This window comes from Microcoleus sp. PH2017_24_DOB_U_A (assembly GCF_020738205.1).
In the GTDB taxonomy this organism is placed as follows: Bacteria; Cyanobacteriota; Cyanobacteriia; order Cyanobacteriales; family Microcoleaceae; genus Microcoleus.
Window position 1 is genome coordinate 1 of the sequence record NZ_JAEQCT010000136.1, and the last position, 23,174, is coordinate 23,174.

The following is a 23,174-nucleotide window of genomic DNA, read 5'->3' on the forward strand; positions in this document are numbered from 1 at the left end:
AAAAGCAATCCCAAATGCCTTCAGCAATGGGATAGAGAGCTGCGTAGCTCAGCCGAGGCGGGTTAATCCGCTCGAAGTGAAAGCGAAAGGGGAGGGACTCAATGCCTCCCGTGTCATGTAATAGATGACTATACTTTTACCAGCTATAAATATATACTTTGCCGAACCATTCAGGACTTACACCTATGAATTCTGTCGATCGGGCTTTTAGTTCAGCCCTGGATTTGGCGAAGTCGATCCGCGCTCGGGAAATTTCGCCCCTAGAAATTGCCAATGTGTACTTGGAACGGATCGATCGATTAAACCATCAACTTGGTAGTTATTTTACAGTAACTGCCGATCGGGCGATCGAGCTGGCGACAGCGCAAACCGAACACCTAGCAGGCTTAAACAAGTCAGAGGAATTGCCGCCGTTTTTCGGAGTGCCGATCGCGATTAAAGACTTGACACCAGTTACCGGCATTCCGTGTACTTACGGAGTTCAGGCTTTGCACAGTAACATATCTCCCTACAACGAGTCAGTAGTCTGGCGGATCGAAGCAGCCGGATTTAACATTCTGGGCAAAACAGCAACCTCTCAAATAGGCTCATTGCCTTACAGCGAACCCCCAGGTTTCCGGCCCGCGCGCAATCCCTGGAATTTAGACTACACGCCCGGAGGTTCCAGCGGCGGCTCAGCGGCGGCCGTAGCGGCGGGTTTATGCGCGATCGCCCAAGGTTCAGACGGCGGCGGTTCGATCCGAGGCCCAGCTTCCGCCTGCGGTTTAGTGGGCATTAAACCCTCGCGCGGGCGAGTTTCCTGGGCACCAGTCGGAGATTACCTGAGCGGAATTTCTGCCAACGGCCCTCTCGCCCGCACCGTCGCTGACGCCGCCGCCCTGTTGGATGTGATGTCAGGCTACACCACAGGCGATCCATACTGGCTACCAGACCCAAATCCCACGTTTTTAGAGGCTTCCGGCGAAAAGTTGGGCAAACTGCGAATTGCTTTTTCTACCAGTATTGCTCCCGTGGGTGAGGCAGCGCCTGTGTGTCAGCAAGCCGTACTCGAAACCGTAAAATTACTGACAGATTTGGGTCACGATGTCGAACCGGGATGCCCGGATTTTACAGGTTTAATCGAACCGTTTACAGTAATTTGGCAGTCTGGGGCGGCAGCAAGCGGCATTCCAGGCAAGGTTTTGGAACCGATGAATCGCTGGTTGTTGGAAAGGACTGTTGGGGCTGGGGAATATTTGCGGGCGGTGAATCAAATGCAGGTGATTTCACGGCGGATTGTGGGATTCTTTGAGAATTTTGATGTGTTAGTTTTGCCGACTTATATGCACTCGCCCATTGGCATCGGGGAGTGGGCCCATTTGAGTTGTGAGGAAACTTTGCAGCGGATTATTAATTGGGTTGCTCCTTGTCCGCCATTTAATGCGAGTGGTTTACCTGCGATCGCACTTCCGGCCATCTTAGATGATAACGGTTTGCCGGTGGGAATTCAAATTATCGGGCGGCCGGCGGCGGAAGCAACTTTAATTGCATTAGCGGCGCAGATAGAAGCGGCGAAACCTTTCCCGGTTTTAGATTTTAAATAGGTTTGTAGATGCAGATAGACGGCGAATAGAATTCGCGCCTATACGAACAAAACCTGCCTCCGCAGGTTGAAGAGAATAAGGTAATTTTAATTTCCCCGTTTTCAACCCGCGCAGGCGCGTGAGTGTCTGTATAGACGCGAATCCTATTCGCCCGGTTGTCTGTATAGACACGAATCATATTCGCCGGGTTTTCTTCAACCCACGGAGGCGCGTGAGTGTCTGTATAGACACGAATTATATTCGCCGGGTTTTTTTCAACCCGCGGAGGCGCGTGAGTGTCTGTATAGACGCGAATTATATTCGCCCGGTTTTCTTCTCTAATCCTTCTCTAATTTAAGGGAATTGCTATCACAAACTCCGCACCTTTTCCCGGTTCCGAAATACACTCGATCGCACCGCCGTGTTTTTCGACTACAATTTGATAGCTAATCGACAATCCCAATCCCGTACCTTTCCCCTCCGGCTTAGTGGTAAAAAACGGATCGAACAATTTACACCGCGTTGATTCAGGCATCCCAGGCCCATTATCCTTAATCCGAATCACCGCAAAACTCTCACTTTTCCCCCCTCTTACTTCTTCCTTATTCTCTCTTTCTTCTTCCTTATTCCCTCTTCCTTCTTCCTTCTTCCTTATTCCTTCTTCCTTCACATCCTTGACTTCGGTGCAAACTGTGATAATATTAGGATGCTTATCAATGTCAGCGTAAGTACGTGAAGCATTCGACTCATCCAAAGCATCGATCGCATTTGAGAGCAAATTCATAAACACCTGATTGAGTTGTCCGCTGTAGCACTCAACCGCAGGTAAGTCGCCGTATTCCTTAATCACTTGAATTGACGGACGTTCCGCATTAGCTTTCAAGCGGTGCTGTAAAATCATCAACGTACTCTCGATACCTGCATGAATGTCGGCCGGTTTTTTTTCATTACCGTCAACGCGCGAGAAGTTGCGTAATGATTGCATGATATCACGAATGCGATCGGTTCCTAACTGCATAGAACCCAGCATTTTAGGCAAATCTTCCATCAGATAATCGAGTTCCATATCTTCTGCTGCTTCTGCAATTTCCTGTACCGGCTGTGGGTAGTGCTGCTGGTAAAGATTGACAATGCAAATCAAATCTCGTACATAATCATTAGCGTGGTGGAGATTGCCGGAAATAAAGCCAACGGGGTTATTGACTTCGTGAGCAACTCCTGCTACCAACTGCCCCAAACTTGAGATTTTTTCCGTTTGCACCAGTTGAGCTTGGGTTTGCTGCAACTTGTGCAAAGATTGTTCTAGTTGCTGCGACTTTTGTTGTGCTTTTGCGTAGAGTTTAGCATTTTCTAGGGCGATCGCAACTTGAGAAGTCAAAACTTTTAAAACTTGCAATCTTTCGGGAGAAAAAGCACCCACTGCTAAGTTATTTTCCAGGTACAGAATGCCTGTGAGTTGGCCCTGATAGATGACTGGATTGCAAAGAATTGACTTTGGCTGACTGCTGACAATATATGGATCTTCGGTAAACAAGCCGTCTGACGCTGCATTGTTTAAAACCAAGTCTTTTTGAGTTCGAGCAACATAGTTAACAATAGAAACTGGCAAATCTTGACTAATTTCAACGGGAAGGGATTGCAAGACAACGGCTTGATTTTGCTCTGACGTACAAGCTGCTTGGATCAAAAGACTATCATCTTTGTAGAGCATCAGCACAGCTTTTTGAGCGGCGGCATTTTCTAACAAAATCTCGATCAAACTGGCGAGCAATTTATCCAGGACAATTTCGCTGGTAATTGCTTGAGATGCTTTGACGAAGGTGCCGATATCTAAGGATTTACTGAAATCGCTGCTGGTGGTTGTTGTCGTGGCGGTGACAGTTAAATCGCGGGTTTTAGTTTCTCGGTTGAGGGTTTGGGCGACTAATTGGGGATATCGGGCTTCTAAATCTTTGACTTTGGCGATCGCTCCCCAGTGGATGTAACCGTAGTATGATTCTGTGAGATATACTTGAGCAATTTTGTCTTTGTTGCGAGAGAAATAAAACTCGGCCGCAAGTTCGTTAGCGAGTGCTTCTTCTTGGATGTATCCTTGCTCTTTGGCTCCTTGAATAGCTTTGTCATAATAATCTGCTGCTTCCCAATTTTTACCGAAAACTCTCGCTTTTTCAGCCTCTACTAAATCGTACTTGTGCTGGTAGTTCATCGGGGCGTGGTGCGCCCATGTCTGCATTTGTTCCTGATTGGCTGCTACTTGCATCAAGTATTTTTCTTGTGCTGCACTATCCGCAGTTGGATACACAGCCAGGAGTGCCAGGGAATAGTAAAAATTGTTTGTGCCGACCATCATGTAGCCAACCATCCCACCTGCGTATTCTACCGCCAAAGATGCGTTAGCAACTGCCATATCGTATTCTTTAAACAAGTAATGCAGAAGTGTTTTCGCAAAGTAAAAATTAAAAAAAGACCAATTAACTTTCAAATTTGGCAACATTTCTATTTCGTTAAATTCATCCCCGATCAATTGACTTTTATTGGTCGAACGCCCCATTAGATTCAAAACCATTTGTGACCAAGTTCTGATAAATACACTAGGAAAATCCTGCTTTAGGTTCAGTGTTAAATTTATATATTGCCCTTGCTTTTGTGCAACATTTTCTAGTGGCTCGCCAATCAAAAATAGGTGATTGCAGTAGTTCATGGCACAATAACTGCCAAACTCTAAATCTCCTGTTTCTAAGCCAGATTGAATCCCTTCCATTAAGGATACAATAGTTTCCCTGGCGTGTTCTTTCCAATGTCTAACAAAAGTGTTAAACATATTGTAAATTTTGGATTTAAGTTGTTTAGCATTGAATTTGTCTAACAGTTTCAAACCTAGTTGTCCAGAATGATATCCAGCGTTTAGCTCTCCCAATACCGCACTTAGCAGCAAACCATACCAAGTATAGGCGATCGCCCCAAGTGCTGAATAACCGCTTTCCATACCAAAATCGACCATTGTGAAGATGATCTGTGGCAAGAGTTCTGGTTTTGCACCAAAAGCCGGAGAAAGAAGCACCGAGAGTATCCGCATTGCCGCCAACTGATAGTCATCAGTCATTACAGGTACTTTTTCTAGTTCCTCAATTTGAGGCAACTTAATTCCAGCGAGATTCTCTGGGGGGATTTCAGAGAGGGACAACCCCAATATTTCCACAGCTTTTAGCCCATAATCTACAGCCTGACTAAATTGGTTTTGAGACATATAAGACTGGATTTGGATTTCGTAGACTTTAATTTTGTCTAGTACGCTAACAGCTTGTTGTAAAACAAGATCCGCTAATTCTTGCGATCGCCCAAAGTTAGTATTCAGATACTCTGCCTCCGCTGCTTCTACGTGCAGATTCAGCGTCAAGTCATAATCAGTATCCCAACTTGACTGCATACTAACGGGGGACTGGGAGGAGTTAATGAGTTCCAAGCCGACATTCAAATACCTGACAGCAGCTTCGTAAGCATTAGATGCTTTAGCTTTTTTCCCGGCGATCAGATTCAGTTTTGCCAATTCATCTTTTTCGGTTTTTTCTGTGAGAAATTCAACCCCAACATTCAGTTGGTTGACAATATCAAACACATTATCGTCAATCTCAGCGACGGGAGTATTTTTGAGCAGCAATTGACCGATTTTTAGGTGCGTTGCTTGCTTTTGGGCGTCTGGAATCAGAGAATAAGCTGCTTGCTGCACTCTGTCGTGCAGAAATTTGTAGGCAATTTTGGATTGAGAAGCGGGAATAATCGATCGCAAATTATCCAGTCCCCAGCCTCCAACCAGGGGAATTTTGTAAGCATTACTCAACGGGAGAACCAATCCAGTTTGCAGCGCCGCCCAGAGTTCGCTAGCTGCTTGCGCCTGGGATTGTTCGTTGACAATTGACAAAACATCGAGGGTAAATGTGTCGCCAATACAAGCCGCCAATTTTAAGACTCGCTGCGTAGTTTCCGGAAGTTTTTCGATGCGGCTGGCTACCAATTCCACGACACTTTTGTCGGTAATGCCGATCGCCTGAATCTGCGCTAAATCCCACTGCCAACTACCGCTGCTCAACTCAAAGTGTAACAGATTTTCTTGATACAGCGCTTGCAAAAGCTGCGTGATGAAGAAAGGATTACCGCCCGTTTTGTGGAAAATCAACTCAGCCAGCAATCTCACCTTGTCGTTAGCCGTGATAGTATCGGCAATTAATTCGCAAACATTGCCGAAATCCAGCGGTTGCAATACAATATTATTGACTGGAGTACCAGTTTTGGCAATTTGCTCGATCGCCTGTACGAGCGGATGAGTCGGATGAACTTCATTATCCCGATAAGCACCAATCAACAGCAGGTATTTACTTTCCGAATTGCCAAGCAACAACTGCATTAAATTCAGCGAAGCCGAATCAGCCCACTGCAAATCATCTAAAAAGATAACCAGCGGATGTTCTGCGCGAGTAAAGACGCCGATAAACTCTTGAAAGACTCGATTAAACCGATTTTGAGATTCCGCAGCCCCCAGTTGTGGCACTTCCGGCTGTTTCCCAATAATTAGCTCAATCTCGGGAATTACATCAACAATCACAGCACCGTTTGTACCCAAAGCCGCCGCTAACTTTTCTCGCCAAGCTTGCAAATTTTCGCTGCTTTCAGTCAGCAACTGCCCGATTAAGGACCCGAAAGCTTGAATCAAAGCTGCATAGGGAATGTTGCGCTTAAATTGGTCAAATTTGCCGTTAATAAAATAGCCGCGCTGTCGCACAATTGGCTTGTGAACTTCATTGACAATGGCGGTTTTACCAATCCCAGAATAACCGGAAACTAGGACTATTTCGCTGCGCCCTGGGAGTAAATCCCTATCACCTGTAGGGACACGGCACTGCCGTGTCCCTACCCTTTCAAAAGCAGCAAGTAAACTATCGACTTCAAGTTCTCGCCCGTAGAGTTTTTGAGGGATTGACAATTGTCCCGATCGATCCAACTGTCCGGGTACAAAATAAGCAACTTCCCCAGTTGTCTGCCAAGAATTCAAACAGTTTTCTAAATCTGCCTTAATCCCCTCTGCTGTTTGATATCTATCTTCGGCATTTTTTCCCAAAAGCTTCATCACAATATCCGAAACAACTTGCGGAACCAGATCGCTATTTTCTAAATTCCTCCTGCATTCAGAAGGTGGCGCGGGATGTTTGGCAATATGACAGTGTACCAGTTCCAAAATATCGTTGCTTTTAAACGGCAATTTGCCTGTCAGCATTTCGTAAAATGTGACACCTAGGGAATAGAAATCGCTGCGATAATCTAAGGTGCGGTTCATTCTCCCAGTTTGTTCGGGAGACATATAGGCGACTGTACCTTCAACTAAGTTAGCGCTGTTAATTTGGGGAGTTTCTTTGCTCAGCCGGGAAGCGATGCTGAAGTCGGTGATTTTAACTATTCCTGTTTCCAGGTTGATGATAATGTTGGAGGGTTTGATGTCTTTGTGAATGATGCCGTTTTGATGCAGCGAGTTGAGTGCTGATGCTAGCTGAATGCCAATGTTTAAAAATGCTGTTAAGTCAAGCTTTTTTGAGATGATTTGACCCAGGGAGTTGCCTCCAAAATCTTCTGAAATCAGGGCGAGACGGTTTTGATACGTTTCGAGGCTGTAATATGTGACGATGCTGTCTGCGTGTAAATGCTGAGTAATTTTATATTCGTTTTTTAAGCGGGTAATTTGTTCGAGGGTGGGAAATTCTGCCTTGAGGATTTTGATGATGACTGGTTGTTCGTCTGACTGTCTAATTCCCCGGTAAACGCTGGTATTGAACCCGTCGGAGATTGAGGTGGTGATTTTGTAGCCTGGAAGTGTCAGTGTATTCATTGAAATCCTCCTGATAGCTGAGGTAAATTGATTTTTTTCAAGACTGACGGAAACGATATAATGCCAGAGGACGATCGCACTGCACTCGAAAAATGATCATTCTGATGCAAAGGTCAGGGATATCGCAGGGTTTTATTTACTATCGTAGTAAACACAAAATATGATGTCAACCGCAATTTCGCGTAGTGCATTAAGCTAAATGGCCATGTTTGATTGGCAATTATACTTAATAGGATCGCGACGATCGACATTTAAACATACCGAGAGGTTTTGTCGATCGCATTCCCAGACAATTTATCAACACTTGAACAGAATTTCTCTGTATCTGGGACAATTTTAAGAATATAGTGATATCCCTCTAGTTGAACCAGGTAAAAATGAGCATCCGACCAAATTTAAGATGGTTTTCCTCAGTCGCGAGTGTTTGTGGCGCGATCGCGATCGGCACTTTCGGCGCTATGATATCCCCTGCAAAAGCTACAGAAACAGTTGTTGTCCGCAAAGGCCCTTTAGAATCCTCAATCTCGGTGGCGGATTTGCGCGAGCTCGCAAAAACCGGAAAAGTCCCCCCGAGACTCCAAGCATACGCCAATCTGCTGTCTGACGCACAGCGCAGTCAAATTTTGGGAGCACTTCAAGCGAAAATCCCTCTCAATGTAGTTGGTTTGAGCAACTTGCTAAATACGCGCATCGGGACTGCGATTTTGACGGATTTGACTACAGTCATTCCCAGGCGCGACGGTGCCGGTGTCGAAGCGCTGCGAGCGGCTTTGGTGCTGGGGGCGAATGCGCCGGAAGGCTTATCGGTATTGAGTTTCATTGAATCTTATCCGAGTGCGCGGGTAGTCGTGGATCTCGATCGAGCTTTCGCAGTTTTAAGCAATTTAAACTCGGGTTTTTGGCAAACTCAGAGGTTTATGGCCGCGATCGCACCTCAATTAACAGCCACTAAACCCGCCTTTAACCCGCCTTTCGACCCAACCCAACCCGGCCCGAATTCGGTGCGGGTTCTCAAGCTAGATTTGAACGATAGCGCCCGCAATCGGCGTATTCCTGTTGATGTCTATTGGTCGAGAGCAGCGACGGCGGACAAACCGACGATCGTGTTTTCTCACGGTTTGGGTTCGGTGCGGACGGATTTGCGTTATTTAGCCGAGCATTTGGCGTCCTACGGCTACGTGGTAGCTGCTGTAGAACATCCGGGAAGCAACGAAACAAATACCAAGGCTGCGATCGCGGGTAAGTCTCAGTTGCTCGCTTCTGGAGAGTTTTTAGACCGTCCTAAAGATATCAGTTTTGTGCTCGACGAACTGGCAAAATTGAACCAAACTGATGATAACTTGCAGGGAAAAATTGCGATCGAGCGATCGATGATCGTGGGCTATTCCTTCGGTGGCGCCACAGCCTTGTCCGTAGCCGGTGCCGAACTGCAATTGACCGGGCTCAAACAGCGCTGTCAGGGGGATTTAATCGGGTTTAGCTTGGGCGAAGGCATTCAGTGCGCGGCGGCCCGATTGCCCGCAGAACGGTATCAATTGCGGGATGTGAGGATAAAAAGGGCGATCGTTATGAATCCCACTACATCATTACTATTTGGAGAAACGGGTTTAAGTGCCATTCAAATCCCTACATTAATAGTAGCATCTTCAGCCGACAAAACCACACCCGCCTTAGTCGAACAAATTGCCGGATTCCAAAAGATTACCGCCCCCAAATGGCTAGTCGGCTTTGTAGGAGGAACCCACTTAAGCGTCAAAGATCCGAGTACAACCTTAGACCAAGCTAGCAGACCGAGTACAGTAATTTCTGGCGATGAAGTTGTCGGCGAGCAAGCTGTGAGCATACGCAATTATATTAAAGCGATAAGTCTGGCCACTGCCGCTCAACTAACGGCAGAAGCTGACAAATATGCTATTTTTCTAACGCCCGAATACGCGCAGTTTGCTTCTACCAATGCAATTCCAGTGCGCCTGGTAACAGAAATTTCCCCTGAGACTAATGCAGTCGTGCAAAGTTTTATTCAAGGGAATAAATAGTCAGTTGACAGTTGACAGTTGACAGTTGACAGTTGACAGTTGACAGTAGTTATTAGTGCGAACTTAGGAATGAGAATTAAATAATTTACACATATTTGTGGGATGGGCGTCCCGCCCGTTCTTTCTGGACGGGCGGGACGCCCATCCCACAATAACAATGAAAATTGTAAGTTATTTAATTTGCGATCCTTAAGAACTCGCGAACGTTATTAGTCAGCAGCCATTAGTCATAAATACTTCGGACAGTTTGATTGTCCACGCATAGGCGAGAAACCCGGTTTCTACGAGTTTTCCCATTTAGTAACGAGAAAGTTACGAAGAAACCGGGTTTCTGAGGTGTCACGAGTCCGTACATTTGAACTTAGATTGTGAGTTGGTAGTCAGCCTTGTCGAATAATATTGCGAATTAGCAGTCTTGTCTTTTTCATGCTGCGTCCGCTTATGCCTGGGATTTCTTTTCTTTAGCGCTGATATTTTTGGTTCGCGCCAGGGCAAAATATAAACAAGGACTTTTACAAACTTAACTCTGAAACTGCCATGCCTAAAAAAAATATTATCCCGCTAGTGCTGCTGTTTGTAGCAATGTTTACCCTTTACGGTGACAGTTTAACTTTTCTCCCCAAACCTGTAAGAGATACCAGCTTAGCAAGTAGAAAGTTCTTCGTCAGTTTGTGGCCGTCATGGGTGAAGCCAAAAGAGGTAAACAAGGAAAGGGATAAGGAGATTGAGGACTTGCAAAAAAACCCTAGTCGATAGTTTTGACAGTTGACGGTTGACGGTTGACAGTTGACGGTTGACAGTTGACAGTTTGCTTAGAGAAGGGTTGACAGTTGACAGAAATTCGATGGAAGTTGGAAGACAAAGAAAGAACCAATTGACCGATTTTTGTCTGTTCAGTGGTGTTGGGTTTATTTCTGCTGCTTGTCAGGTGCGTCGCTGTGAGATTCTCTGTCTTATTTAGGGATTTTTCGTGGCGACACACCCTAGGACTACTTTTGACAATTACTATTAGATTAGCGATTTTAGATCTTAGATAAAACGAAAAATCTAAAATCTAAAATCTAAAATCCAAAATCGATTATGCTTGCTTTTTCAACCAGCTAAACATAGCGCGCAAATCTTTACCAACTTCTTCAATCGGATGTTCTGCTTCCTGACGGCGCATCGAAGTAAAGCCCGGTTTGCCGGCTTGGTTTTCCAGAACGAATTCGCGCGCAAATTGGCCGGATTGAATTTCGCTAAGAATTTTACGCATTTCGGCGCGGGTGTCATCGGTGACGATGCGGGGGCCGCGAGTTAAGTCGCCGTATTCTGCGGTATTGGAGATGCTGTCGCGCATTTTGGCGAGGCCTCCTTCTACTACTAAGTCAACGATAAGTTTAACTTCGTGCAAACATTCAAAATAAGCTAATTCTGGTTGATATCCAGCGTTAACTAAGGTTTCAAATCCAGCTTTAATTAAGGCGCTCAAACCGCCGCACAAAACTACTTGTTCGCCAAAAAGGTCGGTTTCTGTTTCTTCGCGGAAAGTGGTTTCGAGGATGCCGGCTCTGGTGCCGCCGATACCTTTAGCATAGGCCATTGCCCGATCGCGCGCTTGGCCCGAAGCATCCTGATATACTGCAAACAAACTCGGAACACCTTCGCCTTGTTCGTAAGTCCGGCGCACCAAGTGTCCGGGGCCTTTGGGGGCTACCATTACTACGTCTACGTCGGCTGGGGGGACAACTTGGCCGAAGTGAATGTTAAAACCGTGAGCAAATGCTAAAACATTTCCTGCTGAAAGGTTAGGTTCGATTTGTTCTTTGTAAATAGTTTTTTGAACTTCATCGGGTAATAAAATCATGATGAAGTCAGCGGCGGCGGCTGCTTTGTCTACCGGGTGAACAGTTAAACCTGCATCGGTTGCTTTGGCGGCAGATTTGCTACCGGGATACAAACCGACAATGACATTCATGCCGCTGTCTTTGAGGTTGAGGGCGTGGGCGTGTCCTTGGGAACCGTAGCCGATGATAGCAACCGTTTTGTTGGCTAAGAGGTCTAGGTTGGCGTCTTCGTTGTAATACATACGGGCCATGGTGCTTGTCTCCTGAGATGCAAATGGGTGAGTGACTGCAAAACTCTCATTTTATCAAAGTGGGGTGCTTTTTTTGCGGAATTTTACTAATTAAGATTTGGGCGGGGGAATTTATAGGGCGATTCCCTACGGGATAGCTGCGCCGCGCGTGCTGAATTTAGCAGGTTTTGCTCGAAGTCAAATATAATTGTTAGTAGCGTGCTGTGCTGTTGAAAAAACGCAACTAACTAACTTTTTTAATATGGAAATAAAGGCAATACATCATGTGGCGATTATTTGCTCGGATTACGAAAAGTCAAAGAAATTTTATGTAGAAGTCTTGGGATGTTCCACAATCAAAGAAACTTTCCGAAGCGAGAGGAATTCTTACAAACTAGATTTGCAAGTCGGAAACGGCAGCGCAATGATTGAACTGTTTTCATTTCCCCATCCTCCCAAAAGAGTTAACAATCCTGAAGCTTGCGGTTTGAGACATTTAGCTTTTGCAGTCGAGGATATAGAAGCATCGGTTGCTTACTTGAAATCGCAACAAGTGGAAGTAGAAGAAATTCGCCTTGACGAAATTACCGAAAAACGGTTTACCTTTTTTAGAGATCCAGACAACTTACCGTTAGAAATCTATGAAATTTAGTTAACAGGACTTACAGCATATTCGGGTTTGGTACGGACACGGAATTGCCCAAGGAGTGTCAACTTAACGTCAAACCCTGAGTCCGGCAGTCCGGCAGGGGTTAAAACCCTAGTGGGCTTTCGGCTTAAGTTGACACTAATGGGATCTTGGAGTGTCCCTACGGAGGATATAGCTGGCCGGAAAGCCTGTTATTGATGATTTGACAGTGCCATGAAAGTAATCTAAAATCATCTGATTTTTATTCGATCTAATTCTGCTGCTAAATTTTCCACTAAATTATTTACTAACTGTAACTGGTACTGTTGAACATTCATATTTAGCGGCTCTTTGCTGTCTTGAAAACAGATAACTTTGGCGGCGATTTCCTTGTAGTGTTGCAGCATTAAAAAAGTATCGATACTGAAACCAATTAGATAGTTTTTAGCAGCTTCGTTGCAAATTTCTGTTACTTGATTTAGATAAGCTTCTGACGATTCAGGTGGCTTTTCATAGCCTGTTCTTTTCTTCAAAATATAGCTAGCACCGCCGACTACTGCTGCTCCCATTGGGCCGCCCAACAGCCAACCTAAGCCGGTGGCGATCGCGACTGGAGTCACTTCGCCCTCGATCGACCTTTTAGCAGCGGCGGTTGGCGGTTCTGGTAACGCGATTTGCGGGGAGGGCGGAAACGAGATCAAAAGGGCGATCGGCTGTTCTCGATCGAAGAACTCGCAAGCTTTATTTACCCATTCTGCAATGGTTTCCCGCTGGTTCAGTACATCTTGCTCAAATTTTGTCTTCCACGCATCAAAACTTCCTTGCTGAAGCGACAGCGCCATTTCCGATTGATAGCGCCGCAAAAGTGTGGGCTGGTAAAGCCAAATCTCGAAGTCGGAAACGCTGGCTTGAAAGCCTTGTGAAATCAGTTTTTCAGCTTTTTGTTTAATTTCAATTCGGTCTTTTTGCTTTTGTTGAGCGGCTGTTATTTCGGTGGCGACAGTTTCAGATTTCGCTCGCAGAGATTGACAAATCTTAGTAGCTATGGCTTCAATTCTCGGCAACTTAACTGCTAGTTGTTCCTGTTGACTTGCGACTATACTTTGCAACGCCGATTCAAACATGGCAATTCCGGTAGTTTGTGCAGCCGCCACATCTCCTTTTAGCCTCGCCCGCAAAGCCGGCAAAGCATCGACGCGGTAGATATTGCTGATATTGTTCGGCAAGTTGGAGCGAAAACTTTCGGCAACAAACAACAATCGATTGTATACTTGTTTTTGGTCTTCTGGTTCGAGTAGATTGAGAAAATTGGCAACAAAGACGACTGTGTTAATTTGGCGATCGCTCAACCAGTCTCTCAAGTGCTCCCGTTCGCCCAGAGTCATCAATTTGCGAGCGTCCAAAACCTGGACAACTAAATCAGCGGTCAGCAATTTATCCCGAACTAAGTTATCCTGTTCTTGGCGATCGTTAGTTCCGGGCAAATCCAGCAATTCCACACCCGTTTTCAGGAATGGGTGGGGACAATACACATTCACGGCTGCGACATCATCCCGCATCTGTCGGTTATCGTCGAGGATGGCGTAGCGTTTTAACACGTCAGTCCCCGCTTCGCTGACTTCTGTGCCGTCTTTGAGGGTGATTTTTGCGTGCAATTCGTCGCCGTAGTTGACATAAATGGCAGCACCTGTAGTGGGCACAAGGTCGATCGGCAAAGCGCGATTTCCAAGCATTGCATTCAGCAAAGTTGACTTACCGTAATTAAACGGGCCGAAGACAGCGATTTGAAAAGTTGGTTTGGCGAGATAGTCGCAAATAGAAGTTGTATCTCGGTAAAGTTGGGAGTTTTTATCTAGTTCGAGAATGCCCAGTGCTGATTTGAGATAGTTAGTTAGATTTTGATAAGTTTCGGGTTGTTGCATATTTAAAATTATCTCATTGTTTGATTATAAAAGGTTCGATCGTGCGGACTTCAGTCCTCTTCCAAATCCGAGGTACGTAGTTGCGATGAAAGCGCTCTTAGTTATATATGTAAGAGCGCTTTCATCGCAACAACATACCTTAGCCTCCAACTTTTCCAAATCCTAGGTACGTAGTTGCGCTTCAGCGCTATACCTTAGCCTCCAACTTTTCCAAATCCTAGGTACGTAGTTGCGCTTCAGCGCTCTTAGTTATATATGTAAGAGCGCTGAAGCGCAACTACGTACCTTAGAGCTTCATTTAGCGGATGCTAAGAAACCTTGATATACTGATTCTATACTCTGCGCCTGAGCAGAAACATCAGCCTCCAACTTTTCCAACCGCTGCGATTCAGCCTGACAATTAATCTCCCGAGATTGCTTTTGTTCCAACAAATTATCCAACTCAGCTTTCCGAGACTTAATATCATCATTCATGCGATCGCCCACTTCGCGCCCGTAAACATCAAAACACTCTTTCACAGCATCGTGAATCGGCTGCCACTGCTCCTGAGCCACCTGCGGCAGATATTTTACCAACTCTTTTTTAGCTGCTTTCACTAACTGTTTGTGAGCTCCGTCTGCTTGCAAAACCCCAACACCCATCCCCAGCAAAGCCAAGTACAGCGGCCCCAAAACAATCCCCGTAAAACTCGCAAAAATCGTACTGACGCCCAATACAGTAATTAAATTGAGCAGGATATTTTTCCAGTCGAAACCAGCTCCTGCCATTGCTACACCCGCCAGGTTTCCTGTTGTTAATGAAAACAATCCCATCGCCCATTTTGCCCAAGCTGGCGAGTTATCTTCGTTTGAGTTGCTGACTGCTGCGGGGATTTTTTGCCCGGTCAGTTTTTCGGTGATTTTTTCAGTCACTTTTGTGTAAGATGCTCCGTAATTGGCTGCACTTTGCGACAACTGCGAAAATGCTGAATTCATCTCTTGTTCAGCCGTGAGAGTCCAAGCTGCTAGTTTGTCGTTGATGTACTGCTCGAATGCTCGTCTGAGCGATGCTTCAAAGGCTTCTCGCTTATCTTGGCTGAAGAAATCCAGAAATCTCAGCTCGGGTTGATACCGCAAAAAGTCTGTTTCAAAGGTATTTTCTAAGTTGAGAACGTAGGTGCGGAAAGAATCTGCGATCGCCCGCGATTTACTATCTCTAACTCGGATAATTTCTTGTTGAAATTCATCGCGAATCTGACTCAGTTTATTAAACTCCGGCTCAACAGAATTAATCTTGTCCTTCAACTCATTGACATCCCGTTCGAGCAATGGTAAACGGCGCCCGACAGCTTCGCGGACGCGAGCAGAAATTTGACGCGCCAAAGTCCTCGCCGGACGCAATTCCGAAATCGCTCTTTCCTGCGTCAAAAACGTATTCAATGACGCCATAAACTCCGGAAAACCAGTTCCTGCTAAATTTGCATCCGGGTTTTTTACCCGCAATCTGAGCGCCTTAATTGAGGTAATTGGAAACACCCGCTCGTCGTAAATGTCGTGTCCTTCTGTTAAACAATATTCAGCCAAATTAGCTTTAAAAACCCGCCCCAGTTTGTGTTCTGCTTCTGCCATTTCTTCAGGATCGTCCGGATCGATCAAACTTTCCCGCACTTGATCCCAAGCATTGATCAGAAAGAAAATGCTTAATCCACGACCTTTGATATAATTTTCTAGATAACGTCTTTCACCCATTGTACAAGGCTGAGTTGCCCTGAGTACAAACAAAATAGCATGACAGTTGTTGATGTAACCGAGAGATAATTCGTTGCGCGATTCTGTATCGTTGAGTCCGGGACTGTCTACTATTTCTATGCCTTTTTCTAGCAAAGGTAAGGGATATTCTACTACGGCGCAGTCGATATCTGGAAATGCTGGTTTCTGTTCTGATTCTAGGCGTTTTGCTTCAGCGGGGTCGATTGTGTAGTCTTGTTTGAAACTTTTAAAATCGAGTTGTTTGGGGCTTTTGCCGTCGTTGAAATATACGGTGACTTTTTTTTCGGGGCCGTAGCGCAAAATTGTCAGCAAAGCGGTACAGGGATTGACATCGCTGGGAAGCAAGTTTTCGCCGATTAAGGCATTTAGAAAAGTGCTTTTGCCGCGTTTCATGTCGCCTAATACGAGGAGCCGAAATACTCCTTGGCGCAAGTTTTTGCTGGCGAGATTGATGTCGGCGCTGTCTGTTTCTAAACCGAGTTTTCCTGATGCTTCGATTCCGGCTAATTCCGATCGCTCTATGGCTGTGACGATGTTGCTCAGGCGATCGGCAATTTCTCGGCGCACGGCGGATACTCGCTCTAAATCGTTGAGAAAGCTGCTAGTTTCTACTTTGAGGTTCATGGTTGTTTTCTGATTGTTTACTGCTGGATATTTCAAAACCAAGCTATTTCATGATGGTGTTCGTGCAAAAGTTATTTGATTCGCTATTCCTCGCGAACAATGTGCAGTACAGACCTGAAATGACTACAATAGCCTGTTAGTTAATTCTTGGGATTCTTATCTTGAAAAAGTATTTTGTAACCAATGAAAGCAATTGCTCCCACCATCACCGCAGTTCCTAGCCAAGATGCTACACGCAGGGCAACCAGCGCTACAATTGCCAGACCTGTAAATTGACTGATTGCTATGATTTTTCGGCGCCATAGTTGCAGTTTGCTTTGAGTATTGTTGTCTGGTTCTTCGTACTTTCTCGTTATATTCTCTGGTACCGATCGTTCGATTTCCGATTCTAGTTCGCGGAGTCGAAGTTCTTGTTCTCGCTTCCGAAGTTGTTGTTCTTTGTGTCGGAGTTCTCTGGCTTTTTCATCGGGATCGTTCATAGGTTTGACCTTTTTTTATGTGGAAATATGTGTTGTTTATTGTCAATATTGCACAGCCATAAGTTCTCTACGACTGTAACTCACATTGTCAGCGGTGTCGAGAAATGTTAAGAAATATCAAAAATGGCGATCGCCTTTTTCGACCGATCGCCCAAATGCAGTGCTGCGAAATCAATATCCTTCCGGGCCGATGGTAGTGCGATCGCACTCCGCGTCGGACAAATCCACTAAGCGCGCTCGAAATAAGTTGCAGCCAGCTAATTGAGCTTTGGTTAACTTTGCTTTCTCCAAATTAGCTCTGCTCAAATCAGCATATCTCAAATCGGCATTGCTCAAATCTGCATTGTACAAATCCGCACCTTGTAAATTGGCTTTATGCAAATTTGCTCCTTGCAAATTGGCGTGGCGCAAATTTGCTCTAGATAAATTAGCTCCTGATAAATTAGCTTCAGACAAATTTGCCTGATAAAGTTGAATGTCGCCCAATTCAGCATCTTGTAACTGTGTTTTGTAAAGATTGGCTTGAGTCAGATTTCCGTAGGGCAAATAAGCTCGCGTCAGCACGCTACCAGAAAGGTTTATTTCTGGCAAATCTGCTTGAAACAAGTTATCTCCACTTAAGTCAACGGCGTTAAAGTTTCGCTGGCCTTCAGAATACTGAGCGAGCAATTCCTCAGCGCTTAGCTTTTGCATTTTCAACCCTTAATGACGACAGCTTTTGCAGCCAATTCATAATGATAATTGATGGTTCTTATTCTGCGTATTTATACTTAGGTATCTTATTATGTTAAGCTTGTGTAACAACGATCGTATTTTTTCTAAGATTTTTTTTATATTTGTAAATTTCTGGGTTGCTCGACCATGCTTGCCGTCAGTAATGTCAAGATCGATAAACAAACCAAAGCTGATTCTCTACTGAAATATGCCAGAACTTCCTCCCTCCATTGCACAGCACTACCACGAACGGACGAAATACGATCCCCAAACCCTTGCTGCCAAAAGCAGACAGCTAGATTGGACAGAGCAACCAGTTCCGTTCAAAGAATATAAAATTGGCGCGTATTTTGACCTGAAGCCTTATCTAAAAGACCCCTCAGACGATCCAAATTCCCCGGATGATGCCAGTTGGTGGCATCGGTTGTCCAGCTTGTTGCTGTGCAGCTACGGGCTGACGGCGAAGGTGCAGACGGTAGATGACAGCTACCTGTATTTGCGATCGGCACCATCGGCGGGCGGGCTCTACCCAGCAGAGGTTTATTTAATCTCGCGGGGTACGCCACAGTTGCCGGCGGGACTCTACAATTATCAGTGCAGAACTCATTCGCTGGTTCATTTTTGGGACAGCGAAGTTTGGCCGGCCCTGCAAGCGGCTTGTTTCGGATCGCCGGTGTTAGAAAATACCCAATTGGCGATCGCCGTTACCACTGTTTTCTTCCGTTCTTCTTGGCGTTACGCAGATAGAGCTTATCGGCGAATCTTTCTCGACACTGGTCATTTATTGAGCAATATCGAGTTAGCTTGCGCCATCAACGATTACCGACCTCACCTGATTGGAGGATTCGCAGACGAAGCTGTCAATCAATTACTGTATATCGACTCGCAGCAAGAAGGAGCGATCTGTTTAATTGGTTTAGCTGACTTGCTAGACATCGACCAAAATTTGCCAAAGTTTAAAACGGCTTTGGCAGGAAAAACGACGACAGATTACCCGAAAATTTCCGAAGGTCAAATTTTAGAATACCTCCATAAAGCGACACAGTTAGAATCAGATCCCACTGGAGTAGATGGCTGGAAACTTGATGAAAGTGAAGGAGATTTAGAGGACAAATATAACTTTCCATTTTGCACTAAAGTTTCGACTGTCACACCTTCGATTCCTTGGGGAGTGAATCTGGAAGGTTTAGAAAATATGATGCTGAAGAGGCGTTCTACCCGTGCTTATACAGGTGCTTCTTTGAGCTTGGGCGAACTCCTAGCGTTGCTTGATTTTACTTATCAGTCGCAGCACTATATCGACCAAGGATTAGACGGTTATCCAGACTATTTCGATCTGAGTTTGATTCAGACTTTTATTGCGGTTTCGGGAGTGCATGGGTTAGAAGAAGGTTGTTATTATTACGCTCCGAAAGCTCAAGAATTGCGGCAAATTCGGTTCAAAAATTTCCGCAGGGAGCTGCATTATTTGTGTTTGGGGCAAGATTTGGGCAGAGATGCGGGGGCGCTGTTGTTTCACACGGCGGATTTGAATAGGGCTGTTGCCAAATATGGCGATCGCGCTTACCGATATTTGCACATGGATGCGGGTCATTTGGGCCAGCGGTTGAATTTAGCAGCGATTCAACTGCGTTTGGGTGTCAGCGGTATTGCGGGCTTTTTTGACGATCTCGTGAATGACGTTCTCGGTATTCCTACGAGTGAGGCTGTGCTTTATATCACAACTCTGGGCAGACCGCGATCGTGAGGATGAGGCATCAAACGGTAGAAGGTATCCTAAACAAACCAACTCTGCTCGCGAAGCCGCTCCCATGCTTTGCGAATATGTTGAGGCTTAAATAGTTCGCTCTTGCGGATGTTCCATTCGCGCACAAGTTCGATCGCTCTTGCGGAATCCTCGGCAGCTTCCCTATTTTCCGAAACAACCCAGTGAACAGTTGCCAATAATTCCATCCCGTAAGGAGTTTCAAAACCATTAATTAACCCGCTAACACGCTCTAGTCTAACATTAGCATCAGCAGCATTTTCTAAAAATTCCCGCGCGGCTATTTTACCTTCCGACAGCACATAGATTTGTGCCTCTCGGCTTCGATCTCCATAACCTCGAATATAATGCCCTTCCAGCTTCTGCAAAACATGATTGAGATTATTTGCATAGGGGCCGTACTTTTCTTTAACATACTGCAATCTTAGTGGTTCACCTGCTACCTGAAGAAAATAAGCTAGCTTTTGAATTTCCAGCATTGTCAAGCGATAGCCAGGAATTCCGTACAATTCCAGCAAGCTAATAAACAAGGCACGAGCGCGAGTCATTTGGGGTTTTTCGGTAGCCACCCGCATCGAATCAGCTTGCGGAGTAGCCTGCGGTTCAAACAGCAAAACTTGCACGTTTGGCAGTTCTGAAAAAGCTGATTCAATTAGCGGTTTGACTGTCTGCCAAGCCAAGCCACCATTCCCGCAACCTAGCGGAGGAACCGCAATAGAAGTAATGCCTAATTGCTTTACTTCCTGAATCAAAGCTTTTAGTCCAGTTTGAATATCTTCGATTTTTGACTTGCCCTTCCAGTGGCGTTTAGTCGGAAAATTAATAATGTATCGAGGATTAAATAGATTGCCAGTAGATATTACAAACATTTGTCCCGGCTGCACTTCGCTCGCCCGACAAGCTTTTTCATATTTGCGAAAATTATCGGGATATGCCTGCTTGAATTGCAAGGCAATTCCTTTCCCCATAACTCCAACACAATTAACTGTGTTCACTAGGGCTTCGGCATTTGCTTCTAACAGGTTGCCTTGCTGAATTTTAATCACTTTATTTTCCCGATCTTTTTATCTTAATAATACCAGTTTTTGCGAACTATTACTGACGGTTTATGTGTAAAATTTTGTAAAATATTCTCTGCCTGTGATTTGATTGTATTATTGATAACGCCGATTTCTGTTATTAACTGCCAAGGCAAAATGTTGCGAACTAAGAACTCGGCTTGACGCCTGCGCTTTCTGTCGTTGTCTTCGTTTGTGTCGTTCCAGTAACGGGATTCCATAACATCCCAGTCGATCGCACCTAGATAGTTGAGGTCGTCAAAAAAATCGGTAAATGTCATGACTGCATGACCGTCAGTAAAAACAAAATCTAAACCCGCAGACTCGATATTCTCTATACTAGAAACTAGGTGAATGACTGTTGTTTGACCTTGAGTGTAGTTTTCTACATTGCCTTTATTAATCGTATATAACATCGGAGAGCGCGGTGCAAAATAAAATGGAACATAATCGTGTAGTACACCACCTCTACCGCATGGAACGCGGATTCTAGCGCGACGATCTTGGATGTTTTCGTAGGCGATATTAGTGTACTGAGTTTTTGCAGCACGCATAGCGTTGTAAGCTAACAATCCACCTTCAGAAATAATAGATTCTAGATTGTGAATGTGAGTGATGTGGTAGATAGTTATTGGCACTGCTGTTATTTGTTGGTTGTTTCAGGTTGAACTCATCATTGTAATATCCCTTTGACTGTTAAGGCTGAATCATCTTTTGCATCCCTATTTCCCAATACAAAACCTGCTAAATATTCTATCCAAGACTGATTCCGTCACTTCTTCCCCCGTAACTTCCCCCAATGCTTGAATTGCGCCGCGCAAATCTATTGTCCAAAAATCTAACGGCAATTTATTGTTAATAGTATCCGTGCATTCTTCCAGGGAAATTTTAGCTCTGGTTAAAGCTGCTGCTTGCCGCTGGTTGATTGCTAAATCTGAGTTTTCTGCTTGCAAATTTCCGCCACTGACAGCATCTAATATGGCTGTTTCTAATTCTTCTATACCTCTATCCAAGGCGGCCGCCGCGGTGACTATCGGGTGAATTTCCGAGGAAAAAGGTAATTCTGGGATTGTTTTTACTAGGTCAATTTTGTTGATGATTATAATGAGCTGGCGGTGCTTGACTTGTTCGTAAATTTCCCGATCGCCTGCTGTCCAACCAGATTCTGCGTCAATTGTCAACAATACTAAATCGGCTTGTTTGGCTGCGGCGCGCGATCGCTCTACGCCGATTTTTTCTACCTTATCCTCCGTTTCCCGAATGCCCGCTGTATCGAGTACCTGTACCGGAATGCCGCCCACAACTAGCTGCGACTCTACCACATCCCGCGTCGTTCCGGGCAAATCTGTGACGATCGCCCGATCGCTCTTACTCCACGCATTCAACAAACTCGACTTTCCCACATTCGGGCGTCCGACAATCGCCACTTTCAAACCGGTTCTCAACAATTCACCGCGATCGGCCGTCGCCAAAATCCTTGACAATTCGTTCAAAATCTGATTGATTTCCAAACAAGTTTTAGCTTCATCTAAAGGCGGCAAATCTTCCTCAAAATCAATTCTCGCCTCAATTTCTGCCAACACATCCAAACAAATTGCTCTTAATTTGCGAATTGGCTGGGCTAATTTTCCCTGCAAACCAGCTAAAGCACTTTGTGCCGCAGCGGGCGATTGGGCTCCCACCAAATCTGCAATGCTTTCAGCTTGAGTTAAATCTAACCTTCCGTTCAAAAAAGCCCTGAGCGAAAACTCTCCCGGCTGCGCCAATCTCGCCCCATTTTCTAAACACAACTGCAACACTTGCTGCACCGCCATAATGCCGCCGTGACAGTGAAACTCCACCACATCTTCGCGGGTGAAAGAACGGGGCGCTTTCATGATTAACAACAAAGCTTCATCGACTAATTCTTGAGTTTTGGGGCGGCGGATGTGGCCGTAAAGAATGCGGTGAGATTCCCAAATTTGCCCTCCTGGAGCGCGAAACAGGGTTTCGGCAATTTTTAAGGCTGCGGCACCGGAAACTCGCACAATGCCGACGCTGCCTTGTTGGGGAACGATCGCAGTGGCGATCGCTGCGATCGTTCCTCCTTTTGTTAGTGATTCAGACATTTTTATGATTCACACATTCCAAAGTTATAGATATCTCATTGACAGAATAAACAATTTCAGCGAGTTTTTTCCAAGATATTAAAAGAGGGTGGCCGCCGCGCTTGAGTGCGATCGCCAATCCGTTAGCTAACCCCTCGAACCGGAGCGCCGGGAAAGCCCCATTCAGTCGATTTTAGACTGTAGATTTGAGATTTTAGATTGACTTCCAGCGCAGTGAATCAGGGGGTTGAACAGGAGTCGGAAATTTTAGGTGGCGGGCGACGAGTGTCCGAAAGCAAGTATCCGTTTTTGGGCACGAGTCAGGACGCGATCGAACTTAAAAAATTAGTCCGCCAAATCTTTTGGCTATCTTGACACTCTCAGGTCTTTCATACGCTGAGATTCTGCGGACAAAGTAGGCTTGGGTAAAACCCAAAGTCTAACTCTCGCTGGGAGTCGTCAAACACCGTCTACCCAGTTGGTTTAGGTCTAAACCTAACTTACTGGCTACTTTTCTCAAAATAATTAAAGTCAGTGAAGGAGTCGCCCCCTCCACTGCTCTCCAAAACGGAACGTGATAGTTTCCCATCATTGGGCTCCTCAATAAAACGGCTGTTGT

At 45.3% G+C, this 23,174-nt stretch carries 16 protein-coding genes; 6 read left to right on the forward strand and 10 right to left on the reverse strand.

Annotated features, from left to right (window positions below):
* Positions 1 to 185: 185 nt before the first annotated feature.
* On the forward strand, positions 186 to 1,583 hold the full coding sequence (locus JGK07_RS29825) for an amidase (protein WP_293178726.1): 1,398 nt from the start codon (positions 186 to 188) through the stop codon (positions 1,581 to 1,583).
* Between the two features lie 328 nt (positions 1,584 to 1,911).
* Here JGK07_RS29825 and JGK07_RS29830 read toward each other — a convergent pair whose 3' ends face one another.
* Entirely contained in the window at positions 1,912 to 7,437 is a 5,526-nt protein-coding gene (locus tag JGK07_RS29830) for an ATP-binding sensor histidine kinase (protein ID WP_293226391.1), read from the reverse strand.
* Positions 7,438 to 7,814: 377 nt separating this feature from the next.
* Between JGK07_RS29830 and JGK07_RS29835 the strand changes: the two genes are divergently transcribed.
* Both JGK07_RS29835 and JGK07_RS29840 read left to right on the forward strand, forming a co-directional pair.
* On the forward strand, positions 7,815 to 9,473 hold the full coding sequence (locus JGK07_RS29835; protein WP_293178722.1) for an alpha/beta hydrolase: 1,659 nt from the start codon (positions 7,815 to 7,817) through the stop codon (positions 9,471 to 9,473).
* Positions 9,474 to 10,010: 537 nt separating this feature from the next.
* Positions 10,011 to 10,229, forward strand: a complete 219-nt coding sequence (locus tag JGK07_RS29840) for a hypothetical protein (RefSeq protein ID WP_293178720.1) — start codon at positions 10,011 to 10,013, stop codon at positions 10,227 to 10,229.
* A 322-nt stretch (positions 10,230 to 10,551) separates the two neighbouring features.
* On the opposite strand, the gene ilvC is transcribed toward JGK07_RS29840, so the two are convergent.
* Positions 10,552 to 11,550 carry a ketol-acid reductoisomerase gene (ilvC, locus tag JGK07_RS29845; RefSeq protein ID WP_293178718.1) on the reverse strand — a complete coding sequence of 333 codons (999 nt, stop codon included), beginning with the start codon at positions 11,548 to 11,550 and terminating at the stop codon, positions 10,552 to 10,554.
* Between the two features lie 241 nt (positions 11,551 to 11,791).
* Here ilvC and JGK07_RS29850 point away from each other — a divergent pair, with 241 nt between their 5' ends.
* Positions 11,792 to 12,181, forward strand: a complete 390-nt coding sequence (locus tag JGK07_RS29850) for a VOC family protein (protein WP_293178716.1) — start codon at positions 11,792 to 11,794, stop codon at positions 12,179 to 12,181.
* Positions 12,182 to 12,408: 227 nt separating this feature from the next.
* Here JGK07_RS29850 and JGK07_RS29855 read toward each other — a convergent pair whose 3' ends face one another.
* The 4 genes from JGK07_RS29855 to JGK07_RS29870 form a co-directional block, all read right to left on the reverse strand.
* Positions 12,409 to 14,079 (reverse strand): dynamin family protein, encoded by a 1,671-nt coding sequence (locus tag JGK07_RS29855; protein ID WP_293178715.1) that lies wholly within the window; start codon positions 14,077 to 14,079, stop codon positions 12,409 to 12,411.
* 294 nt (positions 14,080 to 14,373) lie between these two features.
* Positions 14,374 to 16,452, reverse strand: coding sequence for a dynamin family protein (locus tag JGK07_RS29860; protein ID WP_293193516.1), 2,079 nt, complete (start codon positions 16,450 to 16,452; stop codon positions 14,374 to 14,376).
* 140 nt (positions 16,453 to 16,592) lie between these two features.
* Positions 16,593 to 16,931, reverse strand: a complete 339-nt coding sequence (locus tag JGK07_RS29865) for a hypothetical protein (protein WP_293178711.1) — start codon at positions 16,929 to 16,931, stop codon at positions 16,593 to 16,595.
* Positions 16,932 to 17,102: 171 nt separating this feature from the next.
* The gene (locus JGK07_RS29870; RefSeq protein ID WP_293178709.1) at positions 17,103 to 17,624 is read right to left on the reverse strand and encodes a pentapeptide repeat-containing protein; all 522 of its coding nucleotides are present in this window, start codon (positions 17,622 to 17,624) and stop codon (positions 17,103 to 17,105) included.
* 229 nt (positions 17,625 to 17,853) lie between these two features.
* Here JGK07_RS29870 and JGK07_RS29875 point away from each other — a divergent pair, with 229 nt between their 5' ends.
* Entirely contained in the window at positions 17,854 to 19,392 is a 1,539-nt protein-coding gene (locus JGK07_RS29875) for a SagB/ThcOx family dehydrogenase (RefSeq protein WP_293198937.1), read from the forward strand.
* A gap of 29 nt (positions 19,393 to 19,421) precedes the next feature.
* On the opposite strand, the gene JGK07_RS29880 is transcribed toward JGK07_RS29875, so the two are convergent.
* The 3 genes from JGK07_RS29880 to mnmE all read right to left on the reverse strand — a co-directional run bounded on the left by JGK07_RS29880 (position 19,422) and on the right by mnmE (position 22,576).
* Positions 19,422 to 20,456, reverse strand: coding sequence for a macro domain-containing protein (locus tag JGK07_RS29880; RefSeq protein WP_293243355.1), 1,035 nt, complete (start codon positions 20,454 to 20,456; stop codon positions 19,422 to 19,424).
* Between the two features lie 23 nt (positions 20,457 to 20,479).
* Positions 20,480 to 21,106, reverse strand: coding sequence for a DUF4433 domain-containing protein (locus tag JGK07_RS29885; protein WP_293243353.1), 627 nt, complete (start codon positions 21,104 to 21,106; stop codon positions 20,480 to 20,482).
* Positions 21,107 to 21,190: 84 nt separating this feature from the next.
* Positions 21,191 to 22,576 carry a tRNA uridine-5-carboxymethylaminomethyl(34) synthesis GTPase MnmE gene (gene mnmE, locus JGK07_RS29890; protein WP_293178700.1) on the reverse strand — a complete coding sequence of 462 codons (1,386 nt, stop codon included), beginning with the start codon at positions 22,574 to 22,576 and terminating at the stop codon, positions 21,191 to 21,193.
* A gap of 198 nt (positions 22,577 to 22,774) precedes the next feature.
* Here mnmE and JGK07_RS29895 point away from each other — a divergent pair, with 198 nt between their 5' ends.
* Positions 22,775 to 22,930, forward strand: coding sequence for a hypothetical protein (locus JGK07_RS29895; RefSeq protein WP_293178697.1), 156 nt, complete (start codon positions 22,775 to 22,777; stop codon positions 22,928 to 22,930).
* Between the two features lie 64 nt (positions 22,931 to 22,994).
* Here the strand turns inward: JGK07_RS29895 and JGK07_RS29900 are convergent.
* On the reverse strand, positions 22,995 to 23,174 hold a 180-nt coding region (locus JGK07_RS29900), incomplete at its 5' end, for a hypothetical protein (protein WP_293213981.1).